The sequence below is a fragment of the Neobacillus niacini genome (assembly GCF_046591715.1).
GTDB lineage: Bacteria > Bacillota > Bacilli > Bacillales > Cytobacillaceae > Neobacillus > Neobacillus niacini_L.
On the sequence record NZ_JAWVNQ010000005.1, the window covers coordinates 151,625 to 174,540 of the forward strand.

Sequence of the window (22,916 nt, forward strand, 5' to 3'; positions counted from 1 at the left end):
GATGGCGGGGATAACTCTCGGATAGCGGGAATTACTCTCGGATAGCGGGAGATTACTCTCGGATAGCGGGAATTACTCTCGGATAGCGGGAATAACTCTCGGATAGCGGGAATTACTCTCGGATAGCGGAGATTACTCTCGGATAGCGGGAATTACTCTCGGATAGCGGAGATTACTCTCGGATAGCGGGAATTACTCTCGGATGGCGAGGGATAACTCTCGGATAGCGGGGAAATACTCTCGGATGGCGAGGGATAACTCTCGGATAGGCGAGAGATAACTCTCGGATAGCGGGGTATACCCCTGCTAAGCCCAGAGTATTAAGCGATTTTGGAAAGGGGAATACACAATGGATGAACGATATTCACGGCAGGTCCTCTTTCCAGGGATCGGAAAAGAAGGACAAGAGAAGATCCGCAGAAAGCATGTGTTAATGATTGGGGCGGGAGCGCTTGGTTCTGGGAATGCAGAGATTCTCACACGTGCAGGAATTGGCCGGTTGACGATTGTGGACCGGGATTACGTGGAGGCGAGCAATCTGCAGCGTCAGCAGCTTTATACCGAAGAGGATGTCGCAGAAAAGCTTCCAAAGGCAGCGGCAGCTGAAAAACGCCTAAAGGCCATCAACTCTGATGTAGAAATAAACGCCATAATCGGCGATGCGACACCGGAAATGCTTGAGGAATTGGTGAAAGACGTTGATATCATTATAGATGCCACCGATAATTTTGAAACGCGGATGGTGATAAATGATGTTTCACAAAAGCATCAAATTCCATGGATTTACGGGGCCTGTGTCGGCAGTTATGGCATGAGTTTTTCAATCATTCCAGGAAAAACTCCGTGCTTAAACTGTTTGTTGCGGAGTATTCCGATGCAGGGTTTAACGTGTGACACCGGCGGTATTATTTCACCTGCTGTGCAAATGGTTATTGCTCACCAAAGTGCCGAAGCGCTTAAAATGCTTGTCGAGGATTGGGAAGCGGTACGAACTTCGTTTGTCAGCTTTGACTTATGGCGGAACCAATATAGCAGTTTGAAAATGGGGAAGGCCAAGTTCGCAGGCTGTTTATCATGCGGCGAGGACAGGACCTATCCTTATCTCGACCAAGAAAATATGACAAAGACCACGGTTTTATGCGGACGTGATACAGTCCAAGTCCGTCCATCCTCTCACCGGGAAATCTCACTTAAGAATCTTGCAGGACAACTTACCAGATTAGGATACAGCGTAAAAGGCAACCCTTATCTTTTATCCGTAGAAATGGGAGAGGACCGGATGGTTATCTTCAACGACGGCCGTGCACTCATTCATGGAACAAAAGATTTAACTCATGCTAAAACAATTTATCAGAGAATATTAGGATAGAATCTAAAGCTCGTACCTTAATGATGGTACGGGTTTTTCTTTTGTGACAAAAATTTACATGTTTCACGTGAAACAATGAAAGGTGTCGAATTTCTAATTAGAAGAGTAATTTGGTATGATGATATGGAGATTGAAATAGAGGAGTTAAGATATGGTGGATATTTCAGTAGATAAATTATTAAGGAAAATCGAAGAGGAATTGAAGCTGGCAAAAGGCAGCACAAGAAAAGAAAACTTGCGGGAAAAAGTATACTCTATTAAAATATTATGCGAATTGATACTAGATGAAAAACCGGGGCAGCAGGAGGCGCCGGCGATACCTGTAACATCCTATCAACCTGTGATAACCCAAACACAGCCAGTCTTTCAGCAGCCAGTATCACTGAATCAACCCAAAAAAATAGATATGGAAGACGAAGCAAATGGAGATTCATTATTTGACTTTTAGACGAAAAGCGGAAGCGCCTTGTTCAGGGGTGACAGGTATAAGCCAATCCGTCGAGAAGGTTGTTCTTTAACCTTCTCGACGGATTGGCTTATGACCCGAGCCCCTAGGCGCTGTAGCTAGACAAAACGAAAAGCTGAAGCCCCTAGGCGTTTCAGCTAGACATGAAAGAGGAGGAAAACATGAAAACTTTTATTATTCTAGGCGCGATTAACGCCTTTTTAGCGGTGGCTCTCGGAGCCTTTGGAGCACACGGACTTAAGGACAAGCTTGATGCCTATTACTTAGATATTTGGAAAACAGGTGTAACCTATCAAATGTTTCACGCATCTGGATTATTGATCATTGGACTGCTCCTTGGAAAAGTTGAAGTGAGTTCCTTCTTTACTTGGTCCGGCTGGTTATTTTTAATCGGGATTATTCTTTTTAGCGGCAGTCTTTATGTTTTAAGTTTGACGAAGGTAGGAGTGCTTGGTGCGATCACCCCGTTTGGCGGAGTCTGCTTCTTGGCAGGCTGGGTTCTGATGATCATCGGTACTGTTAAAGATTTATAAAATAGGAAAAAGGCATTGGACTAAGCTTCCAATGCCTTTTGTTTTTATCTTGGAGGAAAAGTACCCATAGCTGGTGCTCCGGCTCCAAAAGGATACTCATATTCAATTTCTTCATCAAATGTAATGTAGTCGACCGGCACCATTGGGATAAGGAAACGCGTACCAACCTGCGGGTCACTTAAAATCACATGGTCTCTTCCGGCAGCTTCAATAATCCCAACAAATTTCTTGGCATTCCATTGATTGTTGCCCTCAAAGGTTGCATAAACGGTGGCTAGCTTTCCTTTGTTTAATCGTAAAATATTTTCGATGTACGATTGTTCAACTGGCAGCATTCCCTGAGGCTGCGGAGCTCCTGCAGGAGGACCCGATGGAACGCCTTGCTGCGGAAACTGAGGAAATCCTTGCTGCTGCCCGCCCGGGAAAAATCCCTGCCCTTGAAATGGAGTTTGTGCTCCCTGTCTAGCTTGATAGGGCTGATACCCTTGTTGATTATAATACTGATTCATCTTTTCCCCTCCTAAAAATAACTAACCCTTTTGTACCAACATTTTATTGATACAAAAAGAAGCCTAAATGGTGACAATCGGGATAGTCCCGTTTGTAAGATGATTCGGAGCTAAAAACTTAAGACTCGCTGTTTTATTAGTATGAGGAGGAAAGGGGAATTATGACTTAACGAAAAGACAAAAAAAGTCCCCAGCATATGCTAGGAACTTTTGAAATTAAACATGTAAGAATCGGGATACTCTCTCTTCTTCTAGCAGGTTGCCGACAAAGAAGGCCCCAAATTCACCGAAACGTGCACTAACTTCGTCAAAACGCATTTCATATACAAGCTTTTTGAATTGAAGTACATCTTCAGCAAAAAGTGTTACGCCCCATTCGTAGTCGTCGAAGCCGACAGAACCAGTAATAATCTGCTTCACTTTTCCTGCATATGTACGGCCGATCATTCCGTGACTGCGCATCATATTGCGGCGATCTTCCATCGGAAGCATGTACCAGTTATCACTGCCTTGACGACGCTTATCCATTGGATAGAAACAAACATGCGCCGTTTTAGGAAGCTTAGGATAAAGGCGGGCAAGAATTTGTGGATTTTGGTATGGATCCTCACCAGCAGGCAGATAGTTGCTGAGTTCCACAACGGATACATAAGAATGCGCTGGGATGGTAAACTCAGCTAATTTTGTTTTATTAAATTCTGTTTCGATTTCATTAAGTTCTTCCATGGTCGGGCGCAAAATCATCATCATGAAATCTGCTTTTTGACCAACAATTGTATATAGAGCATGGCTGCCTTCGTTACGTTCCTGAGTGTGATTCCACTTTTCAACTAGACTTAAAAACTCGTGAATCGCACTTTGACGTTCATCACTAGAGAGCATCTTCCAAGTGGTCCAATCAACCGTACGGAAATCATGCAAACAATACCAGCCATCAAGCGTTTGAGCTGCTTCACTCATTGTAATCACTCCTAAATCATCATTCTTCTTATTAACAATCTTTACTATATCATAGTTTGACCAAGACACGCTCGAATAAACCTCTATGGATAATTTTAAAAAAAGAGGTAAATAGTAAAGGATAGTGTGAGTTTTTTGAATAAAAGAACATTTATGGTGGAAGCGTTACCTAAGTTGAAATTTTCAACAGGTAAAGTATGCTAAAAGAAGTAGATGTATTTAGGGAGGATTTAATGTGGCAGATTTATTTGAAGGTTTAAAACAAAAATTATCCGGCCGTGATATGAGGATTGTGTTTCCTGAAGGCTTAGATGAGCGAATTGTTAGAGCAGCGAGCAGACTTGCAGAGGAAAAGCGGTTAACGCCAATCCTAATTGGAAATATCGAACAGGTTCAGGCAAAAGCACAGGAGCTGGGTGTTTCTTTAGAGTCAGCGGAAATTTATGACCCGGCAAGTTATGCAGCCATGGACGAGCTTGTGGCTGCGTTTGTGGAACGCCGTAAAGGGAAAGCAACAGAAGAAGATGCACGTAAGATTCTTTTAGATGAAAACTACTTTGGCACCATGCTGGTTTACTTGAATAAGGCAGATGGTTTGGTAAGCGGTGCGGCTCACTCTACGGCCGATACGGTCCGCCCTGCGCTCCAAATTATCAAAACTAAAGAGGGCGTGAAGAAAACGTCTGGCGTGTTTATCATGGTTCGTGAGGATGAAAAATATGTATTTGCTGACTGCGCGATCAATATTGCACCAGACAGCAATGATTTAGCGGAAATTGCTGTAGAAAGTGCGAAAACAGCGGATATGTTTGATATCGAACCGCGGATTGCGATGCTGAGCTTCTCAACAAAAGGTTCCGCAAAGTCACAAGAAACAGAAAGAGTCTCTGGTGCAGTGGAAGAAGCAAAGCGCCGCGACCCATCCCTGGTTATTGATGGTGAGTTCCAATTTGATGCGGCTTTTGTACCGTCTGTGGCAAAAAGTAAAGCGCCGGATTCACCGCTTCAAGGCGATGCAAATGTGTTTATTTTCCCAAGCCTCGAAGCTGGAAACATCGGCTACAAAATTGCTCAGCGTTTAGGCGGGTTCGAAGCGGTTGGCCCGATTCTTCAAGGGTTAAACAAACCTGTGAATGATCTATCACGCGGCTGTAACGAAGAAGATGTCTATAAATTGGCATTGATTACGGCGGCACAAGGAATAAAATAGTTTTTTTTAGAGCCAGTCCAGGGTTGGGCTGGCTTTTAAATTGGGGGTTTTTGAGTTTTGGACTATTTTTGAGGGTTATGGACTTTTTTGGGTGGTGTTTGGACTATTATCGATAGGTTATGGACCTTTTTGGGAGTCTTTTGGACTTTTTTAAAGCGGATTTGTACTTTTAGACATTTTATGGAAAAACCAACAACTGTTTTATCCAGCTTCTTTTTGCTAAAATAAGCTTACTATTCATTTTGAGGAGATATACAATATGGAAGGTTTATTACGTCAACCAGAATGGCGGATCATTGATCAGTCGACGGCTGGACGCCATTTTCACGCCTTGCAGTCATTTGGGACAGATGATACGCTATGTGCCTCTGTCGGCACTGGACAAGCCCCAGCAACGGCTAGAACCTGGGTTCACCACAACACCATCGTCCTCGGGATTCAAGATAGCAAACTGCCTTACATCAAAGCAGGCAGGCAATTTCTCGAAAGCCAGGGCTATCAGTCTATTGTTCGCAACTCTGGCGGATTAGCAGTCGTGCTTGATGAAGGAGTTTTAAATATTTCATTGATTCTGCCTGAAAAGGAAAAAGGGATCGACATTAACCGCGGATATGATACAATGTGGCAGCTTATTCAAGATATGTTTGCGGAATATCATAAGAATATTGAGGCAAGAGAAATTGTCGGCTCTTATTGTCCTGGCAGCTATGACCTCAGTATTGATGGCAAGAAATTTGCTGGTATTTCCCAGCGCCGGCTCAAAAAAGGGGTCGCGGTTCAAATCTATTTATGCGTGAGTGGCAGCGGCAGTAAACGTGCTGAGGTTATTAAACAATTTTATGAGATTGCTAAAGGGAGCGAAGAGACAAAGTTCACCTATCCGGAGATTGTACCGGAAGTAATGGCTTCACTATCTGAGCTTTTAGACACACCGATTACCCTATCAGATGTGATGCTGCGTCTATTAAACCAATTAAAAAACAACAGTGAAACCCTTTACTCAGGAACCTTAAATGAGCATGAATTAGAGCTCCTGCCCGGCTATTACCAAAGAATTCTGGAACGAAATGAAAAACTGAATGAAATGTAAAAAGCCGTAAATCCATGCGCTCGGATTTACGGCTCTTTTTTTAAGAGGATATTGTTCTTCTCCCATTACATTAGCTTTAGCGCCGGGTAGGCAGGCGCTTGTCAGCTTTTCGTTTTACTCAGCGACTTTTTCTAAATTCCCATTACGGTCCATTTTAAATTTTGTCGCAGGTCTTTCTTCTTCTTCAAATAATACAAGCTTGCGAGCGCGGTTCATGATCTTCATGAGTGTCTCGTAATCTTCCTGGATTGTTTCAGTGTTTTGCTCAAGACCTTCAATTTTTGCAGAAAGTTCCTCATTTTGCTTCCGCAATTCAGCGATTTCACGCTTCAATCTTTCATTCTCACTTTTTAATGCTTCATTTTGCAGATTCGCATGATTAAAGTTTTGCAAGTAATCAATGACGCTATCAAGTGAAAGACCTGACGAAGCTGGTGCTGATACTGTTACTGATGGTCTATAAGTCTGTGCAACTGGCGGCTTTACATAGCTTTCAGCCGCAGTTTCAGTTGTTAAATCTGGCATTTCATATGAAGCTTCCATTTGTACTTCGAGTGGTGCAGATAATGTTTCAAAGTCATCTACAGCTGGTACTGGAGGGTTATAAAGTAACTTCTTCTTGCCTCCTTGGTCTTTCCCTAACACTCTTTGTCTTTGTTTACGCTGCTTCTTAGCTAATTGCAATGCTTTTTCATAGCGATGGCGCACAACCGCATTCCATCTGAATCCACAGGCTGCAGAGGTGCGATTTAGCTTGTCGCCGACCTCCTCAAACGCGTTCAGCTGCGTACTTCCCTCGCGTACATGACGAAGGACGGTTTCGGCTAACAATAAATCATCTTCATCTGTCCAGGCATCTTGCCGTACTTTCATTCTTTTCAACTCCCTAAATAATAATTTCAAATGTACTCGTAGACCGAGTTTTTAAAAGTTCTAGTCTTATCTTGGACAAGATTTTCAGGCTTTATACCAAAATCTTGCAAGGATAATAGTTTTTTTAACTAAAAGAGTTAGAAGGATTGGTAAAAGAAAAGCAACTTGCAATGGATTGAAAGAAATTGTAAAATACCTAAGGAGTTAAACCGTATAGATATTGGACAAAATAATAGATGAAACGAAAAATGAAAGGGTGGAAATAATGTCAAATGAATTCCGCGTTTGTGATGATTGTCAGGCCGTGAATCTAAAGACATTAATCCCTCGTTTGAAAGAATTGGATCCTGAAGCTGAAGTTAAAATTGGCTGCCAATCTTATTGTGGACCTGGCCGGAAAAAGACATTTGCCTTTGTTAATAACCGCCCGGTTGCTGCCCTAACGGAAGAGGAATTAATGGAAAAGGTTAATAAAAAGCTAAAATAATCACCTAAGACCTCACGATCCTAGGTGATTTTTCATTTCATGCCTTTGTCGAAAAATCCTGCAGAAAATTGTTGGGAATTGGGATATAATAGAAGAAAGTTTAGAGGAAGAGGGAAAGCGATGGTATATTCGGCGGAAAAACTGAAAGAAGAAAAAGTGTTTAAAGATCCTGTTCATCGCTATGTCCACGTTCGTGACCGCGTAATCTGGGATTTGGTTGGAACAAAAGAATTTCAGCGCCTGCGCCGTATCAAACAGCTTGGCACCACCTTTTTGACCTTCCATGGTGCAGAGCACAGCCGCTTTAACCATTCTCTTGGAGTTTATGAAATTGTCCGGCGCATCATCGATGACGTGTTTGTCGGCAGGCAGGAGTGGAATGATGAAGACCGTCTCCTTACTCTCTGTGCAGCGCTTCTCCATGATTTGGGGCATGGCCCATTTTCCCATTCATTTGAAAAAGTATTCGACTTCGATCATGAAGATTTTACACAAGCCATTGTGTTAGGAAATACAGAGGTTAACGCTGTATTAAAAAAAGTTGGCCCTGATTTTCCCCAGCAAGTTGCTGAGGTTATTGCGAAAACATCTGCTAAAAAGCTCGTGGTCAGTCTCATTTCCAGTCAAATTGATGCCGATCGGATGGATTACCTGCAGCGCGATGCTTATTTTACCGGAGTAAGCTATGGCCAATTCGACATGGAGAGAATTCTTCGCGTGATGAGGCCGAAGGAAGACCAAGTGGTAATTAAAAAAAGCGGTATGCATGCGGTTGAGGATTATATTATGAGCCGTTATCAGATGTATTGGCAGGTTTATTTTCATCCTGTGTCCCGCAGTGCTGAGGTGATTTTGACCAAAATCCTTCACCGTGCCAAGCAGCTTTATGAAAACAACTATTCTTTTAAAAATGAACCGATTCACTTTTATTCCTTCTTTACCGATAAGGTAACATTAGAAGACTATCTAAAGTTAGATGAATCGATTATTATGTATTACTTTCAAATCTGGCAGGATGAAGATGACCAGATTTTAAGCGACCTTTGCCGGCGCTTTGTGAACCGGAATTTATTTAAATATGCCGAGTTTGACCCAGCAAAAGAGTATAAGAAGCTCACGGAATTGACGCGCCTGTTTGAAAAGGCAGGAATAGATCCTGACTATTATTTAGTCGTAGATTCTTCATCTGATTTACCTTACGATTTTTATCGTCCAGGTGAAGAGGAAGAGCGGCTGCCGATTCATTTACTAATGAAAAGCGGGGAATTGAAGGAGCTTTCCAGGGAGTCCGAGATTGTTGACTCAATCTCTGGTAAAAGAAGAACCGACCATAAACTTTATTACCCTGGCGACTTCTTAGAGGATGATTCCTCAGATATTAAAAAACAAATACGTAGCCTATTAGAGATAAACCAGTGAGTAGGAGCTGACGAGCGTTGTTAAAAGATCATGCTAAGCTGATGCAGGCTGTTTTAGTATCCGGAGAAATCATCGGAAGAAAAAAGCTGCAAAAGATGATATATATTGCAAAAAAAGTGAGCTTTCCGTTCCACGAGCGGTTCCAGTTTCATTTTTATGGCCCATATTCCGAGGAATTGACATTGCGAGTAGAAGAGCTCTGCAATATGGGATTCCTCAATGAAATCAAAGAGAAAAAAGGCGGATATTTTCAGTACCGCTATACGCTGACAGACACCGGAAAAGAGTTTTTGAGCTTAAATGAAGTGGACATGCCATTTTTAGAGGATTGCTTAGAGGATATGAACGAACAGAATGCTAGATTCCTCGAGCTTGTTTCGACTGTTTTATATTTTGATAATCTATCGAAAGAAGAAGTATCCGATAAAGTCTTCACTTTAAAAAGCAGCCAGCGTTATACAGAGGAAGAAATTGACCAGGCTTATGCTTATATTGAGGCTTTGAAAGGAAAAGCTAAACTCCAGTAATATGGGGTTTAGCTTTTTCTTTTATTTGTCACTTGCTCGAACCCCAGCAACACCGTAGTGTTCCTTCTGCATTTCTTCAATAAACACTACAACCGCTTCTTTTGGTGCGCCAGTTGTTTCACTGACAGCATCGGTTACTTTTTCAACAAGCGCTCTCTTTTGATCATCCGTACGTCCTGGAAGCATCTTAACTGTTACATATGGCATTATGTATTCCTCCTTTTCATCACAACATAGATAGTTTAGCAAACATTTTCATTTTATATCCAGTTTCATGTATACTAAAAGGAAAAAAGAGGAGAAGGGGAAACTAATTTGGAAGGATTTCTTGCTTATTCATTAAGGGAAATTCCCTATGTCGCGATTACGTTAATGATTGCGTTCACGTTTCATGAATTTGCCCATGCGTATGTTGCCTATAAGTTCGGAGATCATACAGCACAAAAACAGGGGCGGTTGACGTTGAATCCGCTGAAGCATCTAGATCCGTTCGGTACCATTTTAATTTTCATCGCTGGATTTGGCTGGGCTCGTCCGGTGCCGGTTAACCGTTTTTTCTTTAAAAAGCCCCGTCTTGCAGGTATTTTAGTTTCTGCAGCCGGCCCTCTCAGTAATCTGATCCTGGCAGCCCTCGGTTTCTTTGCTGCCTTTGGATTAGCGCGAACAGGATTGGCTGTTAATCTTCCGGGGATTTTTGAGTTTCTAGAGATCTTTAACTGGCTTAATTTAGTGCTGTTTGTCTTTAATTTATTGCCGTTTCCGCCTTTGGATGGCTACCGGATTGTGGAGGATTTAGCGCCAAACGATATTCGCGCCAAAATGACTCAATTTGAACAGTATGGAGTATTAATTTTTATCATTTTGGTTATTACTCCTCTTGATCGCTACACGATTCAGCCGATTTTTCAATTCATTATCCCTGGATTATGGCAGGGATTAAATAATTTCTTTTATCAATTGTTCTTTTAACATAGGAGGTTAAGCGTTTTGGAAGAAAATAAGAAAAAACCACTTGGCTTTAATATTATAAAACCTGACCCGACTGATGGACATAAGGGTTTTGGCAAGGGGGCGCTGAGCCTTGATAATGTTTCCCCGGTAATAGTGGATGTCGAAGCTGGTGACGCGGTGATCGATGTCGGGGCAATGCATGCCCGCAGTGTCGTTGAGAAGGGAATCAAATTCCTGAAGAACAAAGAAGAGGTGCCGAACGGCAAACCATACTGGCTGGTGTGGGTGACCGTGGACCGTAAACAAGAAGGTCCTTATTATGCTGGAGTCACAGCCTGCGAAATGACAGTTGATCGTGAAATCCGCCGCGGCTACAAGTCGCTGCCAGAGCATGTTAACAGGATGGATAAGTCGTTGAAGCGTTATATTATTGTCGACCATATGGACGATAAATCGAAAAAAATCCTATCCGATTTTCTGCAAAATCATAATCAAGACATGTGGAACAATTCGGCTGACGAGCTGAAAAAGGGCTTAAACGCTGAATAATAATTTTTTACAATAGCATTTTTAAAAAATAAGTAGTAAAATTAAGGAAGTGTTTAAGCACGATATAACACTAGGACACTGAAAAGCTCCGGAGACATTCTCCGGAGCTTTTCTACTTTCAACCAAGGGAGGGGGCTTAGGCACCCCACTTGAAAATCCTCTTATACCAAGGATCCTCCTTTGTTTCCTGTTTCTTTTTACCTGACTTATCATTTTTATGATCTAGGTGTTCGGTGCAATATTCAGTTGGCTCGGTGCCGGTAACAAAATAGGTAAAGCGGCGGACAGGGCAGTCCTTTGAAGCAAGCTTGCCGTTTTCCGGATTGACGTAAACGCCAATAACCCCCTCCTTCGGCGGAGTAAAGGCCTTGACCGGCTTCCCTTTAAGGGATTCCTCCATAAATCTTGCCCAGATGTTTTTAGCATAGCTTTTTTCTGCTGTAAGGGTAATTGGTTTACCCACATCATGACCAGCCCAAACAGCAGTAACCAGCTGAGGTGTGAAACCAACCATCCAACTGTCTGTCTCGGTTGAACCGGATTTACCTGCATACGGACGTGTAATGTCGTCAATAAGGGAATTTCCGGTGACCTTCGCATAGCCGTTCAGCTTCTTATCGAACATTCCGGTCATCATTTGTGTCATAACATAGGCCTTAGCTGGATCCAGCACCTTTTCGGGCTCGTGGTTTCTTTCAAAAATAACATTTCCATTATAGTCTTCTACCTTTGTAATCAATGTCGGTTCTACCTTTTTTCCGCCATTTGCAAAAAGGCTATAAGCATTGGCCATGTCAATCACTCGAACGCCTGACGTACCCAGTGCTAGTGATGGAACGTTATCCATTTTGGTTGAGATGCCAAATTTCTTAACTGTATTAATCAATGTTTTCGCACCCATAAAAAGGTGTGTTTTGACAGCATAAATATTGTCTGAGACAGCGAGTGCCTGCGCTAGGGTGATTTCTCCCTCTGCATACTTGTTATTAAAGTTATGTGGCGAATATTCCGCTCGTCCATCATCAATTTTAAAAGTAGTTTTTTCACTTCTCATTGTTGACGATGGAGTGAATCCTTGACCTAGTGCTGCGTAATACAGGATTGGCTTGATGGTCGAGCCTGGCTGCCTGACGGCTTGAATCGCACGGTTAAACGGACTTTCTTCATACTTCCTGCCGCCAACCATTGCTTTAATGTGGCCGTTTTTTGGATCCATGGCAACAAGACCAACCTGAATTTCGGAATCACTCGCGATGGTTTCTTGAATTTTTTCCTCCGCAGCCTGCTGCTGCTTTAAATCAAGTGTGGTATAGACTTTTAAACCGCCAAGTTCGATGATTCGATCATCCAGCTTGAGTTGATTTTTTAATGCATTTCTTACAGCGTCCTGAAAGTACGGTGCCGCTTCTACACGCTGATGCGGATGTTCGCCGACGAAAGTCAGCTGAGTTTCCTTTGCCTTTAATGCACTTTCTTTTTTGATATAGCCGTTTTCTACCATTGAATTCAGGATAATTCCTTGCCTTCTTTTTGCATTATCCAAGGACGCAAGCGGCGAATAGTGGCTGGGTCCTTTTGGAACACCAGCTAACACCGAGCTTTCTGCCAAGGATAATTCAGAGGCGTCTTTTCCATAATAAAATTGGCTGGCCGCTTGGACACCATAAGCACCGTTGCCATAATAAATAGTGTTTAAATAGCCTTCTAAGATTTCCTCTTTTGAATAATTCATTTCAATCCGGATTGCATAAAAGGCTTCATGCAATTTCCGTGACCATGTCTTGTCGTGCTCAAGAAATAGGTTTCGTGCGTATTGCTGGGTGATTGTGCTGGCACCCTGTACCTTGGCACCCGCTTTGATATCAGCAAGTATCGCTCCTAATATTCGTTTATAGTCAAAGCCGTTATGTTCATAAAAATTTTTATCTTCAATTGAGACGGTTGCGTTAATTAAATCGGGCGAGATTTCTTCAAGCGGAACCCAATATCGCTTTTGTCCGCTATTGCTTTCACCAATCAGCGTCCCATCACTGGCAAAGAATAAAGTGGATTGTGGAACGGCAAGCGGCGGCGCCCCAAGAATCTTGGCATAACCAAGAATTCCAAGGAAAACAATCAGCATACATGCCAAGCCTATCAAACTAATGATAATAAAAGCGCGCAAGTACTTTATCGTCTTACGAAACCCATGATTCGTCATCACTTCCACAAGAATACCCTCCTTTGCCAAATTAATAAAAATTGCCATAGTAACAGTATTGAGACAAATTAGAGGTTTTAAACTTTCAATAAGAAAATTTTTCTAGAAATTTTGATAGATTATGCTAGACTTTTCTTTATGTTTGTAATTCAATAGTTTGGGTACTATAAAAAAAAGAAAAGCGGAAGGCGCCTGCTTATCGGCGACAAGAGCTAGATAGGTATCAAATAAATTAAGAATCCGGAAGGAAGATGAAACATGTCAATTTGGTTTACAGAAAAGCAAACTGAAAACTTCGGCATTACAATGAAAATAAATAAAACTTTACATACGGAACAAACAGAATTTCAAAAGCTTGATATGGTGGAAACAGAAGAATGGGGCAACATGCTTCTATTAGATGACATGGTTATGACCTCTGTTAAAGACGAGTTCGTCTATCATGAAATGGTAGCCCATATCCCTTTATTTACACATCCAAACCCAGAGAACGTGCTAGTTGTCGGAGGCGGCGACGGCGGTGTAATCCGTGAAGTATTGAAGCACCCAAGTGTGAAGAAAGCAACACTTGTTGATATTGATGGAAAAGTAATCGAGTACTCTAAAAAGTTTTTACCAGAAATCGCTGGCATGCTTGACGACCCACGCGTAGATGTTCAAGTAGATGACGGCTTCATGCATATTGCAAACAGCGAAAATGAATATGATGTAATCATGGTTGACTCAACTGAGCCAGTAGGACCGGCAGTAAACCTATTTACAAAAGGATTTTACGCTGGAATTTCCAAGGCATTAAAAGAAGATGGAATCTTTGTAGCACAGTCTGACAATCCGTGGTTCAAGGCAGATTTAATTCGTAACGTACAGCGTGACGTAAGAGAAATCTTCCCAATCACACGTTTATATGTAGCAAACATTCCAACATATCCAAGCGGACTATGGGCATTCACCATCGGATCCAAAAAATACGACCCGCTGGAAGTAAGCGAAGACCGCTTCCACGAAATCGAAACCAAATACTACACAAAAGAACTCCACAAAGCAGCATTCGTACTGCCTAAATTTGTTGGGGATTTATTGAAGTAGAGTGGTGATTGCGCATGAGGTGCCCATGCGCGGTGCCTGTCACCGCTCGTGGACACTGTCCACCTCAGGCGGACAGTTAGTGACCGGACCGTCTGGGAATAAGGATCTACGGTCACTATAAGAACTAATGGTGAATCCCATCTGTTAACTGCAGAGTTACCTAAGTTATTACATAGAAGTGAGGGAAGTTTAGATGCGTTTTGATGAGGCTTATTCAGGTAATGTGTTTATTAAGAGTCATCCGAATTTTGAGGATAGTCAGGTTGTGCTTTATGGAATGCCGATGGACTGGACGGTTAGTTATCGCCCGGGTTCACGTTTTGGTCCGGCTCGGATTCGCGAGGTTTCCATTGGTCTTGAAGAGTATAGCGCCTATCTGGACCGCGAGCTGGAAGATGTTAAGTACTACGATGCTGGTGATATTCCGCTTCCTTTCGGAAATGCACAGAAGAGCTTGGATTTGATTGAAGACTTCGTGGATCAAGTATTAGCTGCTGGTAAGTTTCCTTTTGGAATGGGCGGAGAGCACTTGGTGTCGTGGCCGGTAATGAAGGCTGTTTATAAGAAATATCCTGATTTAGCGATTATTCACATGGATGCACATACCGATCTTAGAGAGAACTATGAAGGTGAGCCATTATCCCACTCCACTCCGATTCGCAAAATTGCGGAACATATCGGTCCAAAGAATGTCTACTCTTTTGGAATTCGCTCTGGAATGAAGGAAGAATTCCAATGGGCAAAAGAAAACGGCATGCACATTTCAAAATTCGAAGTGCATCAACCATTAAAAGAGGTCCTTCCTGAGCTTGTTGGACGTCCGGTTTATGTAACGATTGATATCGATGTGCTGGACCCTGCCCACGCGCCTGGTACAGGTACGGTTGACGCTGGCGGAATCACTTCTAAGGAACTGCTTGCCTCAATTCATGAAATTGCCCGTTCTGGTGTGAATGTAGTGGGCTGTGACCTTGTTGAGGTTGCCCCAATCTATGATCACTCTGAACAGACTGCGAACACAGCAAGTAAATTGATTCGTGAAATGATGCTTGGCTGGGTGAAATAAATGTACGAATTTGGTGCCTGTCCCAATAATGGGACGGGCATCTTTTGAATTGTGTTTAGATTATAGTTTATAATAGAAAAAGTGCCTTAGTTGGCAAATTGAAATATTAGAAGGACCTGCAAAAGGTTATTTTTATATAAAGGGTGTGCGTTTCGATTGTCAATCCCTGAAGTGCCAATGAAAATAAACGTAAAAACAACGATTGATCAAGATGAGACTTTTGAATTGACGGTATTTGGTACATACTTTGAAAAAGGAAATAGTGCTTATCTCAAATATGAGGAAGCAATGGATGAGGGAAGTGTTCGGACGATTGTAAAGATGGCCAGGAATGACGCTTTGATACTGCGGGGCGGTGCGATCAAAATGCGCCTGCCGTTTGAGCTGAATCGTAAACTGAATGGCAGCTATGAAATGCCGTTTGGCCAGTTTGCAACCGTAACGAAGGCAAGAAATATAGACTATTCCTATGAAAATGGCAAAGGCTTCTTCGGGGTTCTTTATGATTTTTCAATGGAGGGCGGTCCAACGAGTACATATCGATTAGAAATTGCGTTTCAGGAGGAGAAGTAATGAACATAGTTGAACAGGTTCAAAGTAAATTAAAAGAAGAAATTCGGGCAGCGGTTGTAAAAGCAAATCTTGCGACAGAAGACCAAATTCCTGATGTAATCTTAGAGGTGCCGAAAGAAAAGGCGCACGGAGATTACTCAACAAACATGGCGATGCAGCTTGCACGCGTTGCCAAGAAAGCACCTCGTGTGATTGCCGAGGCACTTATTGAGAATTTTGATGTTTCAAAAGCCTCCATTGAAAAAATGGAAATCGCAGGGCCGGGGTTCATTAATTTCTATATGAATAATGCATACCTAACTGATTTAATTTCAACGGTTCTGGATGCAGGGGAAAAGTATGGAGAAACAACAGTTGGCGGCAGGCAAAAGGTTCAAATCGAGTTTGTTTCCGCGAATCCAACCGGTGACCTCCACCTTGGACATGCACGCGGTGCGGCAGTCGGCGATTCGCTTTGCAATATTTTAGCCAAAGCGGGCTATGATGTTTCTCGTGAGTACTATATAAATGATGCCGGGAATCAGATTAATAATCTGGCATTGTCTGTGGAGGCACGGTACTTCCAGGCGCTTGGTCAGGATAAGCCAATGCCGGAGGACGGCTACCATGGTGCAGACATCATTGGAATTGGGAAGTCGCTGGCTGAAGAGTTTGGCGATAAGTATGTGAACGTCGATGAGCAGGAGCGGTTTGAATTTTTCCGTGAATATGGCTTGAAATATGAAATGGCAAAGCTGCAAAAGGACCTTGAGGATTTCCGGGTTAAGTTTGATGTTTGGTACTCTGAAACATCGCTTTATAAAAATGGAAAAATCGATGAGGCGCTAAAGGTGCTCCGCGAGAGCGGTTATATTTATGAGGAAGAAGGCGCGACTTGGCTGAGATCGACGGATTTCGGTGATGATAAGGACCGCGTGCTGATCAAGCAGGATGGTTCGTATACGTATTTAACGCCGGATATCGCTTACCATAAAGACAAGCTTGACCGCGGCTTTGAAAAGCTGATTAACATCTGGGGTGCGGACCACCACGGGTATATTCCGCGGATGAAGGCGGCTATTCAGTCGTTGGGTTATGCTAGTGACGCCCTCGAGGTTGAAATCATCCAGCTTGTTCACTTATATAAAAACGGTGAGAAGATGAAGATGAGTAAACGTACCGGAAAAGCGGTAACCATGCGTGATTTGGTTGATGAGGTCGGCCTCGATGCCACCCGTTACTTCTTTGCGATGAGAAGCTCGGATACGCATATGGATTTCGACTTGGATTTAGCTGTTTCAGAATCTAATGAAAATCCCGTTTATTATGCGCAATATGCGCATGCGAGAATTTGCAGTATTCTTCGCTCTGGTGAGGAGCAGGGAATATCAATCGATAAGGATGCAAATTTCTCCTTAATCGGTGCCGAAAAGGAAATTGAATTATTGAAGAAGCTTGGAGAATTCCCGCAGGCAGTAGGTGAGGCGGCGGTGAAGCGTGTGCCGCACCGCGTAACCAACTATATCATGGAATTAGCGTCAACATTCCACAGCTTCTACAACGCAGAAAAAGTACTAGATCCCGAGCAGCCTGAACGCACTAAGGCCCGCCTCGCGTTAATCAAAACCGTACAAATCACACTCCGCAATGCATTAGCATTGATTGGGGTTTCAGCTCCAGAGAAGATGTAAGGTAAAAAACGGCCCCCTTTTAGGGGGGCCGTTTTTTGGTGACAGTTTTAGTGACAGTTTTGGTGACAGGCACCATTTATTCATCACTGCATATTTATCCGTTTATTGGTAAATATTATGAGGGTGATTTTATGTTGAATGAATGGGGTGTGGCTTTGATGAATGTGGGACGAGCGAAGGAGATTGCTGAGTCGATGGAGATGATTAATGTTACGTATGAGGGGACGCCTGTTATTATTCAGCATGTGGATGATAACACGAAGATGGCGCGGATTTATGCGAAGTCTGATCCGGAGAATGAGCGGGAAGTTCCAATCTTAAATCTAATTGAAGAGTAAAAGAGTCTCCTTCTAGAAGGGAGACTCTTTTTCCTTTTACAGCATATTCACCTATTAATAGCTTATACACCTTGTGAGTGCTTATGGTTCGGTAATTTGCTCTCTGGGTGGTTTTTGCCACGCTTTTTATTTTTCTCTTGCTTCTTTTGGTTTTCAGCTAATCTTTGAACGAATTGGCTGGTGCTTTCCATCGACAATCCCTCCTTGTATGAATCTGTAGTTACTTTAACCATTCCGGCCAGAATTAATGCTGGGAGTTATTTCACCTCAATGGCAGCCCCGCTGATGCGTTTATAGCCGCGCACCTTGCTGATATCTTCGACTAATTTCAGCGTTGCCTGGTCTTTTGCCTTTGCCTCAATCATGAAATCAACATCATGCCCGATATCTTTCAGCATTTTTAACAGCGGCATGATAAATTCCAGGTCCACGTAATCAGCATGGGAACGGAATTCCTTTTCAGTCTTAGGCGAGGAAATGTGGATTTTTGGGACCAGGTCAACATGATCCCAGGTCTTGAATATCCTTGGCAGTAACTCCTCCAGCGGCGGCTCGCAAAGGTTTGCCATGTGATGGTGGTAATCAAACACAAACGGAATTCTTTCTTTTTCACAGGCAATCAGCGTTTCCTCCGTATGATACGTTTTGTCATCGTTCTCTAAGGTCATGGCTTTTTTAATATGACTTGGAAGCCTCTTTAAATTTTCATGGAACCGGACAATGGTTTCCACCTTATCTCCGTAAGCCCCGCCTATATGAATATTCATCATCCCTCTGTCCTCGACCCCCATGGCTTCAAACATCCGATAATGGTATTCCATATCGATGACGGCATTGCTTGTGATTTTTTCCTGTGGAGAAGTAAATAGCGTGTATTGATTCGGATGAAAGCTCACCCGCAAATTGTTCTTTTTGATTAATGTGCCGATTTCCTTCCATTGTTTCTTAAATGGTGTAACAAAATCCCAAAATACCTCTGGATGGGTAGCTAATGGAACAATGGAGCTCGAAAGCCGGTACAATTCAATCTCATGGGCGAGATTGAAATAAAACATTCGAAGCGTATGGGCGAGATTAAGCCGGGTCAGTTCAAGCAATTTCTGTTTTCGCTCTTTGTCTGATAACTGCTGGTAGCGTGTAAAGGTAAGTGTCTTCGACGGAGAGGCGTCCCACAAGGTAATGGCCGTCGAAACATAGCCGAAACGAATCTTCATCGCATAACTCCTTACTATAAAAAGAATGACATAGCACCTGCAATGCCTTCCTTCAAGGTTCTGGATAAATTAGGTTTATTGATATCCTCGAGCCTTAAAGGTTTAGAGTCTAAAATGTCTTTGTGAATCACTTCTTTAAATCGATTTACAAAGGCAGGATCATAGAAATAACAATTGATTTCTTTGTTTAAAAATATGCTTCGTTTATCAAAATTTGCGGTACCGATATCACATAACGTGTCGTCGATAATGATGGATTTTGCATGGTAAAATCCATTTTTGTACTGAAAAACCTGTGCTCCACTTTTTAACATCAAACGTAAATATCGGTATGAAGCTTCTTGTACAAGCATATGATCAGTGATAAAGGGAACGACGATGGTAATCTTAATCCCGCGCTTTGCGGCAGTCATAAGTTCATGGATGAGCTTGTTACTTGGAATGAAATAAGGTGTACCGATTATAATCGACTTTTTGGCATTTTTTATTAAGGACAGATACTTATCTTCAAGAAAGCCCACTTCAGTGGGGACATATTGATGTGGTACACTTCCTTTTGGCTGCTGAGGAGCATAAACATCTGGATGCACCTTTTCAGAAGAGTATTCATTCCAGTCAATAAAAAACTCTCGCTGTAAAAAAGGAATACTCTCACCGGTTATTTTTAAATGATAGTCCCGCCACGGGGTCAGCTTTGGATCTTGATCAATATACTCTTTCCCAACATTAAAGCCGCCAAGATAACCAATTTTTCCATCAATAATGGAAATCTTGCGGTGGTTTCGCACTTGAGAGGAATAAAAGAGAAACGGAAGCCGGATCCGGTTGCTAAAGGCGAATTGAACACCGGCTGCGCGCAGTTCGTTAATGGCATTCTTTTTGACTTTATGACTGCCAATTCGGTCGACCAACAGCCTGACTTCAATTCCGTCTCTTGCTTTGGCCTTTAAAATATCAAAAAACTGCTGGGTAAATTGGTCATCTCTCACGATATAAAAAAGAATGTGAATATGGAATTGGGCATTTTTTAATTCATGAAAGTAGTCGGCAAACAACTCTTTCCCATGCGGAAATATATCAAAGTTACTATACATTACAGGTGTTTCTCGTTTTTGAAAAAGGGTAAGGTGCTTCTTCCTGCCCAAGGTAAAATCAAGATATAACCATACAATGATAAGAAGTATAAGAGCGATGACTATGGATGGTAAATTCATTTCAGTATCGTTCCTCCAATCATTTCTGTTAGGTTTGCCAAACAGGTGCTATAGTATGAATTTGATGAAAGTCAAATAAATTTTCAGAAAACCATTTGACTGAATGCTCATTCATTATATAATGGTGTTAATAGTATTCAGAAAATTGTATTGTTTTTAAATTTTCTAGTAAGGGTGAACAATTTTACACAGGTAGAAAAAAGGGGGCGTATTGAATGAATGGGCTTTTATGGGTAAACCTCATTGCATTCCTGGCTGTAACCGCTTACGCGATCAGTCTGTTCGTTTACGTAGTCAAAACGAGGATTGAATTCATTAAGCTGGGGAAGAAAGTCGAGTTTGACAACAAAGTCAAAGAACGAATGCAAAAAATCTGGGTGAATGTTTTTGGCCAAAAGAAATTGTTAAAGGACAAGAAAAGCGGGATCATGCATGTCATGTTCTTCTATGGCTTTATTCTCGTCCAATTCGGTGCGATTGATTTTATTTGGAAGGGATTAGTACCTGGGTCTCACCTGCCGCTGGGACCGCTTTATGCTGGATTTACCTTCTTCCAAGAAATCGTTACACTCATGATTCTCATTGCGGTCATTTGGGCATTTTACCGACGTTATGTTGAAAAACTTGTCCGTCTGAAGCGTAATTTTAAATCAGGTCTTGTGTTAATTTTTATCGGCGGACTAATGCTTTCAGTGCTTGTAGGAAATGGTATGGGCATCATCTGGCACGGTCATGAAGCTACATGGACAGAGCCAATTGCTTCGTTAATTGCGCTTATTTTTTCAGGGATTGGTGAAACCGCTTCAATTGTCATATTTTATGTGGCATGGTGGGTGCACTTATTATTCCTATTAACTTTCTTAGTGTATGTTCCGCAATCCAAACACGCACACTTAATTGCCGGACCGGCAAACGTATATTTTAACCGCTTAGAAAAACCAGGTAAGTTGAAGAAGGTCGATTTTGAGGACGAGTCACAAGAATCCTTCGGTGTTGGAAAAATTGAAGACTTTACACAGCACCAAATGATCGACTTTTATGCCTGCGTAGAATGTGGACGCTGCACCAATATGTGTCCAGCAACAGGTACAGGAAAAATGCTGTCACCAATGGACTTAATTGTAAAAATGCGTGACCACCTAACCAATCATGGTGCGGCGGTTACCTCGAAACAGCCGTGGGTGCCGACCTTCGCGTTTGGCAGCACAAAAGGCAACCAAATCGCTCTTGCTGCAAGCGGACAAGGTGCAGAGGAAACTGCTGCAGCACTTGCTTACAGTCCAAGCTTAATCGGTGACGTGATCACCGAGGAGGAAATTTGGGCTTGTACTACTTGCCGTAACTGTGAGGACCAATGTCCAGTTATGAACGAACATGTTGATAAAATCATCGACCTCCGCCGTTATCTTGTTTTAACAGAAGGCAAGCTCGATGCAGATGCTCAGCGCGCGATGACCAACATCGAACGTCAAGGAAATCCATGGGGGTTAAATCGTAAAGAGCGGGAAGCATGGCGTGAGGTTCGCGAGGATGTAGAAATCCCAACGGTAAAAGAAATGAACAAAAAAGGCGAAGAGTTTGAATACTTATTCTGGGTTGGTTCAATGGGCTCCTACGACAATCGCAGCCAAAAGATTGCTCTTTCTTTTGCCAAGCTGTTAAACGAAGCAGGCGTAAAATTTGCAATCTTAGGCAACAAAGAGAAAAACTCAGGTGACACACCGCGCCGTCTCGGCAATGAGTTCTTGTTCCAAGAGCTTGCAACGAAGAATATCGAGGAATTCGAAAAGGCAGAGGTGAAGAAGATTGTTACAATCGACCCGCATGCCTACAATATTTTCAAAAATGAATATCCTGACTTCGGTTTAGAAGCTGAGGTGTATCACCATACAGAGGTTCTTTATGAACTCGTTCGTGATGGAAAGCTTGTTCCGAAGCATGCTGTTAACGAAAAAATTACCTTCCACGATTCTTGTTACTTAGGACGTTACAATGACGTTTACGATCCGCCAAGGGAGATTCTGAAATCAATCCCAGGTGTACAGCTCGTGGAAATGGAAAGAAACAGAGAAACAGGAATGTGCTGTGGCGCAGGCGGCGGCTTGATGTGGATGGAGGAAGAAACCGGACACCGCATTAACGTTTCAAGAACCGAGCAGGCACTTGCTGTTAATCCATCTGTAATCAGCTCTGGATGTCCATACTGCTTAACGATGTTATCAGACGGAACCAAGGCGAAAGAAGTAGAAGAAAAGATTTCGACCTATGATGTAGCAGAATTGCTAGAGAAAGCGGTTTGCGGGGAAGTGGCTTAGAAAAGCGGAAGCGCCTTGTCCAGGGGCGACAGGCATAAGACGAGCCGGCAGAAAGGTTGCTCTTTAACCTTTCTACCGGATTGGCTTATGACCCGAGCCCCTAGGCGCTGCAGCTAGACAGATAGAAAAGCGGATGCACTTTACCTCCGTTAAATGACCAAGGCAGAAGTTGCAATGAGATACCTGAATTCATAAAATCTTAAGAATTTTGTGTAAAACATTTCAACTTTTGCCTTTTTTTATGTAAAATAGATAGTGGGCAGGAAAACGCTTTCAGAAGTTAAATATTTTTTTGAG

Annotated in this window: 24 protein-coding genes; 16 read left to right on the plus strand and 8 right to left on the minus strand. The window is 42.5% G+C overall.

The window, feature by feature from the left end:
• Positions 1-349 precede the first annotated feature (349 nt).
• From SFC47_RS15070 to SFC47_RS15080, 3 genes are all read left to right on the plus strand, one after another.
• Positions 350-1,369, plus strand: coding sequence for a thiazole biosynthesis adenylyltransferase ThiF (locus SFC47_RS15070; RefSeq protein ID WP_411255117.1), 1,020 nt, complete (start codon positions 350-352; stop codon positions 1,367-1,369).
• 151 nt (positions 1,370-1,520) lie between these two features.
• The gene (locus SFC47_RS15075) at positions 1,521-1,817 is read left to right on the plus strand and encodes a YwdI family protein (RefSeq protein WP_411255118.1); all 297 of its coding nucleotides are present in this window, start codon (positions 1,521-1,523) and stop codon (positions 1,815-1,817) included.
• 179 nt (positions 1,818-1,996) lie between these two features.
• Positions 1,997-2,368 carry a DUF423 domain-containing protein gene (locus tag SFC47_RS15080; protein WP_411255119.1) on the plus strand — a complete coding sequence of 124 codons (372 nt, stop codon included), beginning with the start codon at positions 1,997-1,999 and terminating at the stop codon, positions 2,366-2,368.
• A 44-nt stretch (positions 2,369-2,412) separates the two neighbouring features.
• On the opposite strand, the gene gerQ is transcribed toward SFC47_RS15080, so the two are convergent.
• Together gerQ and hemQ are read right to left on the minus strand one after the other, a co-directional pair.
• Complete coding sequence (gene gerQ / locus SFC47_RS15085) at positions 2,413-2,877, minus strand: spore coat protein GerQ (RefSeq protein ID WP_411255120.1); 465 nt, start codon at positions 2,875-2,877, stop codon at positions 2,413-2,415.
• A 216-nt stretch (positions 2,878-3,093) separates the two neighbouring features.
• Positions 3,094-3,837: a hydrogen peroxide-dependent heme synthase gene (gene hemQ / locus SFC47_RS15090; protein WP_411255121.1), complete on the minus strand. Its 744-nt coding sequence runs from the start codon at positions 3,835-3,837 to the stop codon at positions 3,094-3,096.
• Between the two features lie 235 nt (positions 3,838-4,072).
• On the opposite strand from hemQ, the gene pta reads away from it, so the two are divergent.
• Together pta and lipL are read left to right on the plus strand one after the other, a co-directional pair.
• Complete coding sequence (gene pta / locus SFC47_RS15095; RefSeq protein ID WP_411255122.1) at positions 4,073-5,047, plus strand: phosphate acetyltransferase; 975 nt, start codon at positions 4,073-4,075, stop codon at positions 5,045-5,047.
• A gap of 259 nt (positions 5,048-5,306) precedes the next feature.
• Entirely contained in the window at positions 5,307-6,137 is an 831-nt protein-coding gene (gene lipL, locus SFC47_RS15100; protein ID WP_411255123.1) for an octanoyl-[GcvH]:protein N-octanoyltransferase, read from the plus strand.
• A gap of 114 nt (positions 6,138-6,251) precedes the next feature.
• On the opposite strand, the gene SFC47_RS15105 is transcribed toward lipL, so the two are convergent.
• Positions 6,252-7,010: an RsfA family transcriptional regulator gene (locus SFC47_RS15105; RefSeq protein WP_411255124.1), complete on the minus strand. Its 759-nt coding sequence runs from the start codon at positions 7,008-7,010 to the stop codon at positions 6,252-6,254.
• Between the two features lie 265 nt (positions 7,011-7,275).
• Here SFC47_RS15105 and SFC47_RS15110 point away from each other — a divergent pair, with 265 nt between their 5' ends.
• The 3 genes from SFC47_RS15110 to SFC47_RS15120 all read left to right on the plus strand — a co-directional run bounded on the left by SFC47_RS15110 (position 7,276) and on the right by SFC47_RS15120 (position 9,443).
• Positions 7,276-7,497, plus strand: coding sequence for a YuzB family protein (locus SFC47_RS15110; RefSeq protein ID WP_179158007.1), 222 nt, complete (start codon positions 7,276-7,278; stop codon positions 7,495-7,497).
• 120 nt (positions 7,498-7,617) lie between these two features.
• Positions 7,618-8,916, plus strand: coding sequence for an HD domain-containing protein (locus tag SFC47_RS15115; protein WP_411255125.1), 1,299 nt, complete (start codon positions 7,618-7,620; stop codon positions 8,914-8,916).
• A gap of 17 nt (positions 8,917-8,933) precedes the next feature.
• A complete protein-coding gene (locus SFC47_RS15120; RefSeq protein WP_411255126.1) occupies positions 8,934-9,443 on the plus strand; it encodes a YwgA family protein in 510 nt (169 codons plus the stop codon).
• Positions 9,444-9,464: 21 nt separating this feature from the next.
• Here SFC47_RS15120 and SFC47_RS15125 read toward each other — a convergent pair whose 3' ends face one another.
• Entirely contained in the window at positions 9,465-9,692 is a 228-nt protein-coding gene (locus SFC47_RS15125) for a 2-hydroxymuconate tautomerase (protein ID WP_411255127.1), read from the minus strand.
• Between the two features lie 66 nt (positions 9,693-9,758).
• Here SFC47_RS15125 and SFC47_RS15130 point away from each other — a divergent pair, with 66 nt between their 5' ends.
• Entirely contained in the window at positions 9,759-10,412 is a 654-nt protein-coding gene (locus SFC47_RS15130; protein WP_411255128.1) for a site-2 protease family protein, read from the plus strand.
• A gap of 18 nt (positions 10,413-10,430) precedes the next feature.
• The gene (locus SFC47_RS15135) at positions 10,431-10,943 is read left to right on the plus strand and encodes a YwhD family protein (RefSeq protein ID WP_411255129.1); all 513 of its coding nucleotides are present in this window, start codon (positions 10,431-10,433) and stop codon (positions 10,941-10,943) included.
• A gap of 136 nt (positions 10,944-11,079) precedes the next feature.
• On the opposite strand, the gene SFC47_RS15140 is transcribed toward SFC47_RS15135, so the two are convergent.
• Positions 11,080-13,152: a transglycosylase domain-containing protein gene (locus tag SFC47_RS15140; RefSeq protein WP_411255130.1), complete on the minus strand. Its 2,073-nt coding sequence runs from the start codon at positions 13,150-13,152 to the stop codon at positions 11,080-11,082.
• Positions 13,153-13,401: 249 nt separating this feature from the next.
• Between SFC47_RS15140 and speE the strand changes: the two genes are divergently transcribed.
• The 5 genes from speE to SFC47_RS15165 all read left to right on the plus strand — a co-directional run bounded on the left by speE (position 13,402) and on the right by SFC47_RS15165 (position 17,876).
• Entirely contained in the window at positions 13,402-14,229 is an 828-nt protein-coding gene (gene speE, locus SFC47_RS15145) for a spermidine synthase (protein WP_411255131.1), read from the plus strand.
• Positions 14,230-14,422: 193 nt separating this feature from the next.
• The gene (gene speB, locus SFC47_RS15150) at positions 14,423-15,295 is read left to right on the plus strand and encodes an agmatinase (protein ID WP_411255132.1); all 873 of its coding nucleotides are present in this window, start codon (positions 14,423-14,425) and stop codon (positions 15,293-15,295) included.
• Positions 15,296-15,451: 156 nt separating this feature from the next.
• Complete coding sequence (locus SFC47_RS15155; protein WP_411255133.1) at positions 15,452-15,868, plus strand: YwiB family protein; 417 nt, start codon at positions 15,452-15,454, stop codon at positions 15,866-15,868.
• On the plus strand, positions 15,868-17,538 hold the full coding sequence (gene argS, locus SFC47_RS15160; RefSeq protein WP_411255134.1) for an arginine--tRNA ligase: 1,671 nt from the start codon (positions 15,868-15,870) through the stop codon (positions 17,536-17,538). The genes SFC47_RS15155 and argS overlap by 1 nt, the downstream gene beginning before the upstream one ends.
• Before the next feature lie 38 nt (positions 17,539-17,576).
• Positions 17,577-17,876: an H-type small acid-soluble spore protein gene (locus tag SFC47_RS15165; RefSeq protein ID WP_411255279.1), complete on the plus strand. Its 300-nt coding sequence runs from the start codon at positions 17,577-17,579 to the stop codon at positions 17,874-17,876.
• A 62-nt stretch (positions 17,877-17,938) separates the two neighbouring features.
• Here the strand turns inward: SFC47_RS15165 and SFC47_RS15170 are convergent, their stop codons facing one another.
• From SFC47_RS15170 to cls, 3 genes are all read right to left on the minus strand, one after another.
• Positions 17,939-18,067, minus strand: coding sequence for a DUF4023 family protein (locus tag SFC47_RS15170; protein ID WP_411255135.1), 129 nt, complete (start codon positions 18,065-18,067; stop codon positions 17,939-17,941).
• A 66-nt stretch (positions 18,068-18,133) separates the two neighbouring features.
• Positions 18,134-19,090: a UV DNA damage repair endonuclease UvsE gene (uvsE, locus tag SFC47_RS15175; protein ID WP_411255136.1), complete on the minus strand. Its 957-nt coding sequence runs from the start codon at positions 19,088-19,090 to the stop codon at positions 18,134-18,136.
• 14 nt (positions 19,091-19,104) lie between these two features.
• Positions 19,105-20,304 (minus strand): cardiolipin synthase, encoded by a 1,200-nt coding sequence (cls, locus tag SFC47_RS15180; protein WP_411255137.1) that lies wholly within the window; start codon positions 20,302-20,304, stop codon positions 19,105-19,107.
• 215 nt (positions 20,305-20,519) lie between these two features.
• Between cls and SFC47_RS15185 the strand changes: the two genes are divergently transcribed.
• The gene (locus SFC47_RS15185) at positions 20,520-22,619 is read left to right on the plus strand and encodes a (Fe-S)-binding protein (protein ID WP_411255138.1); all 2,100 of its coding nucleotides are present in this window, start codon (positions 20,520-20,522) and stop codon (positions 22,617-22,619) included.
• Positions 22,620-22,916 lie beyond the last annotated feature (297 nt).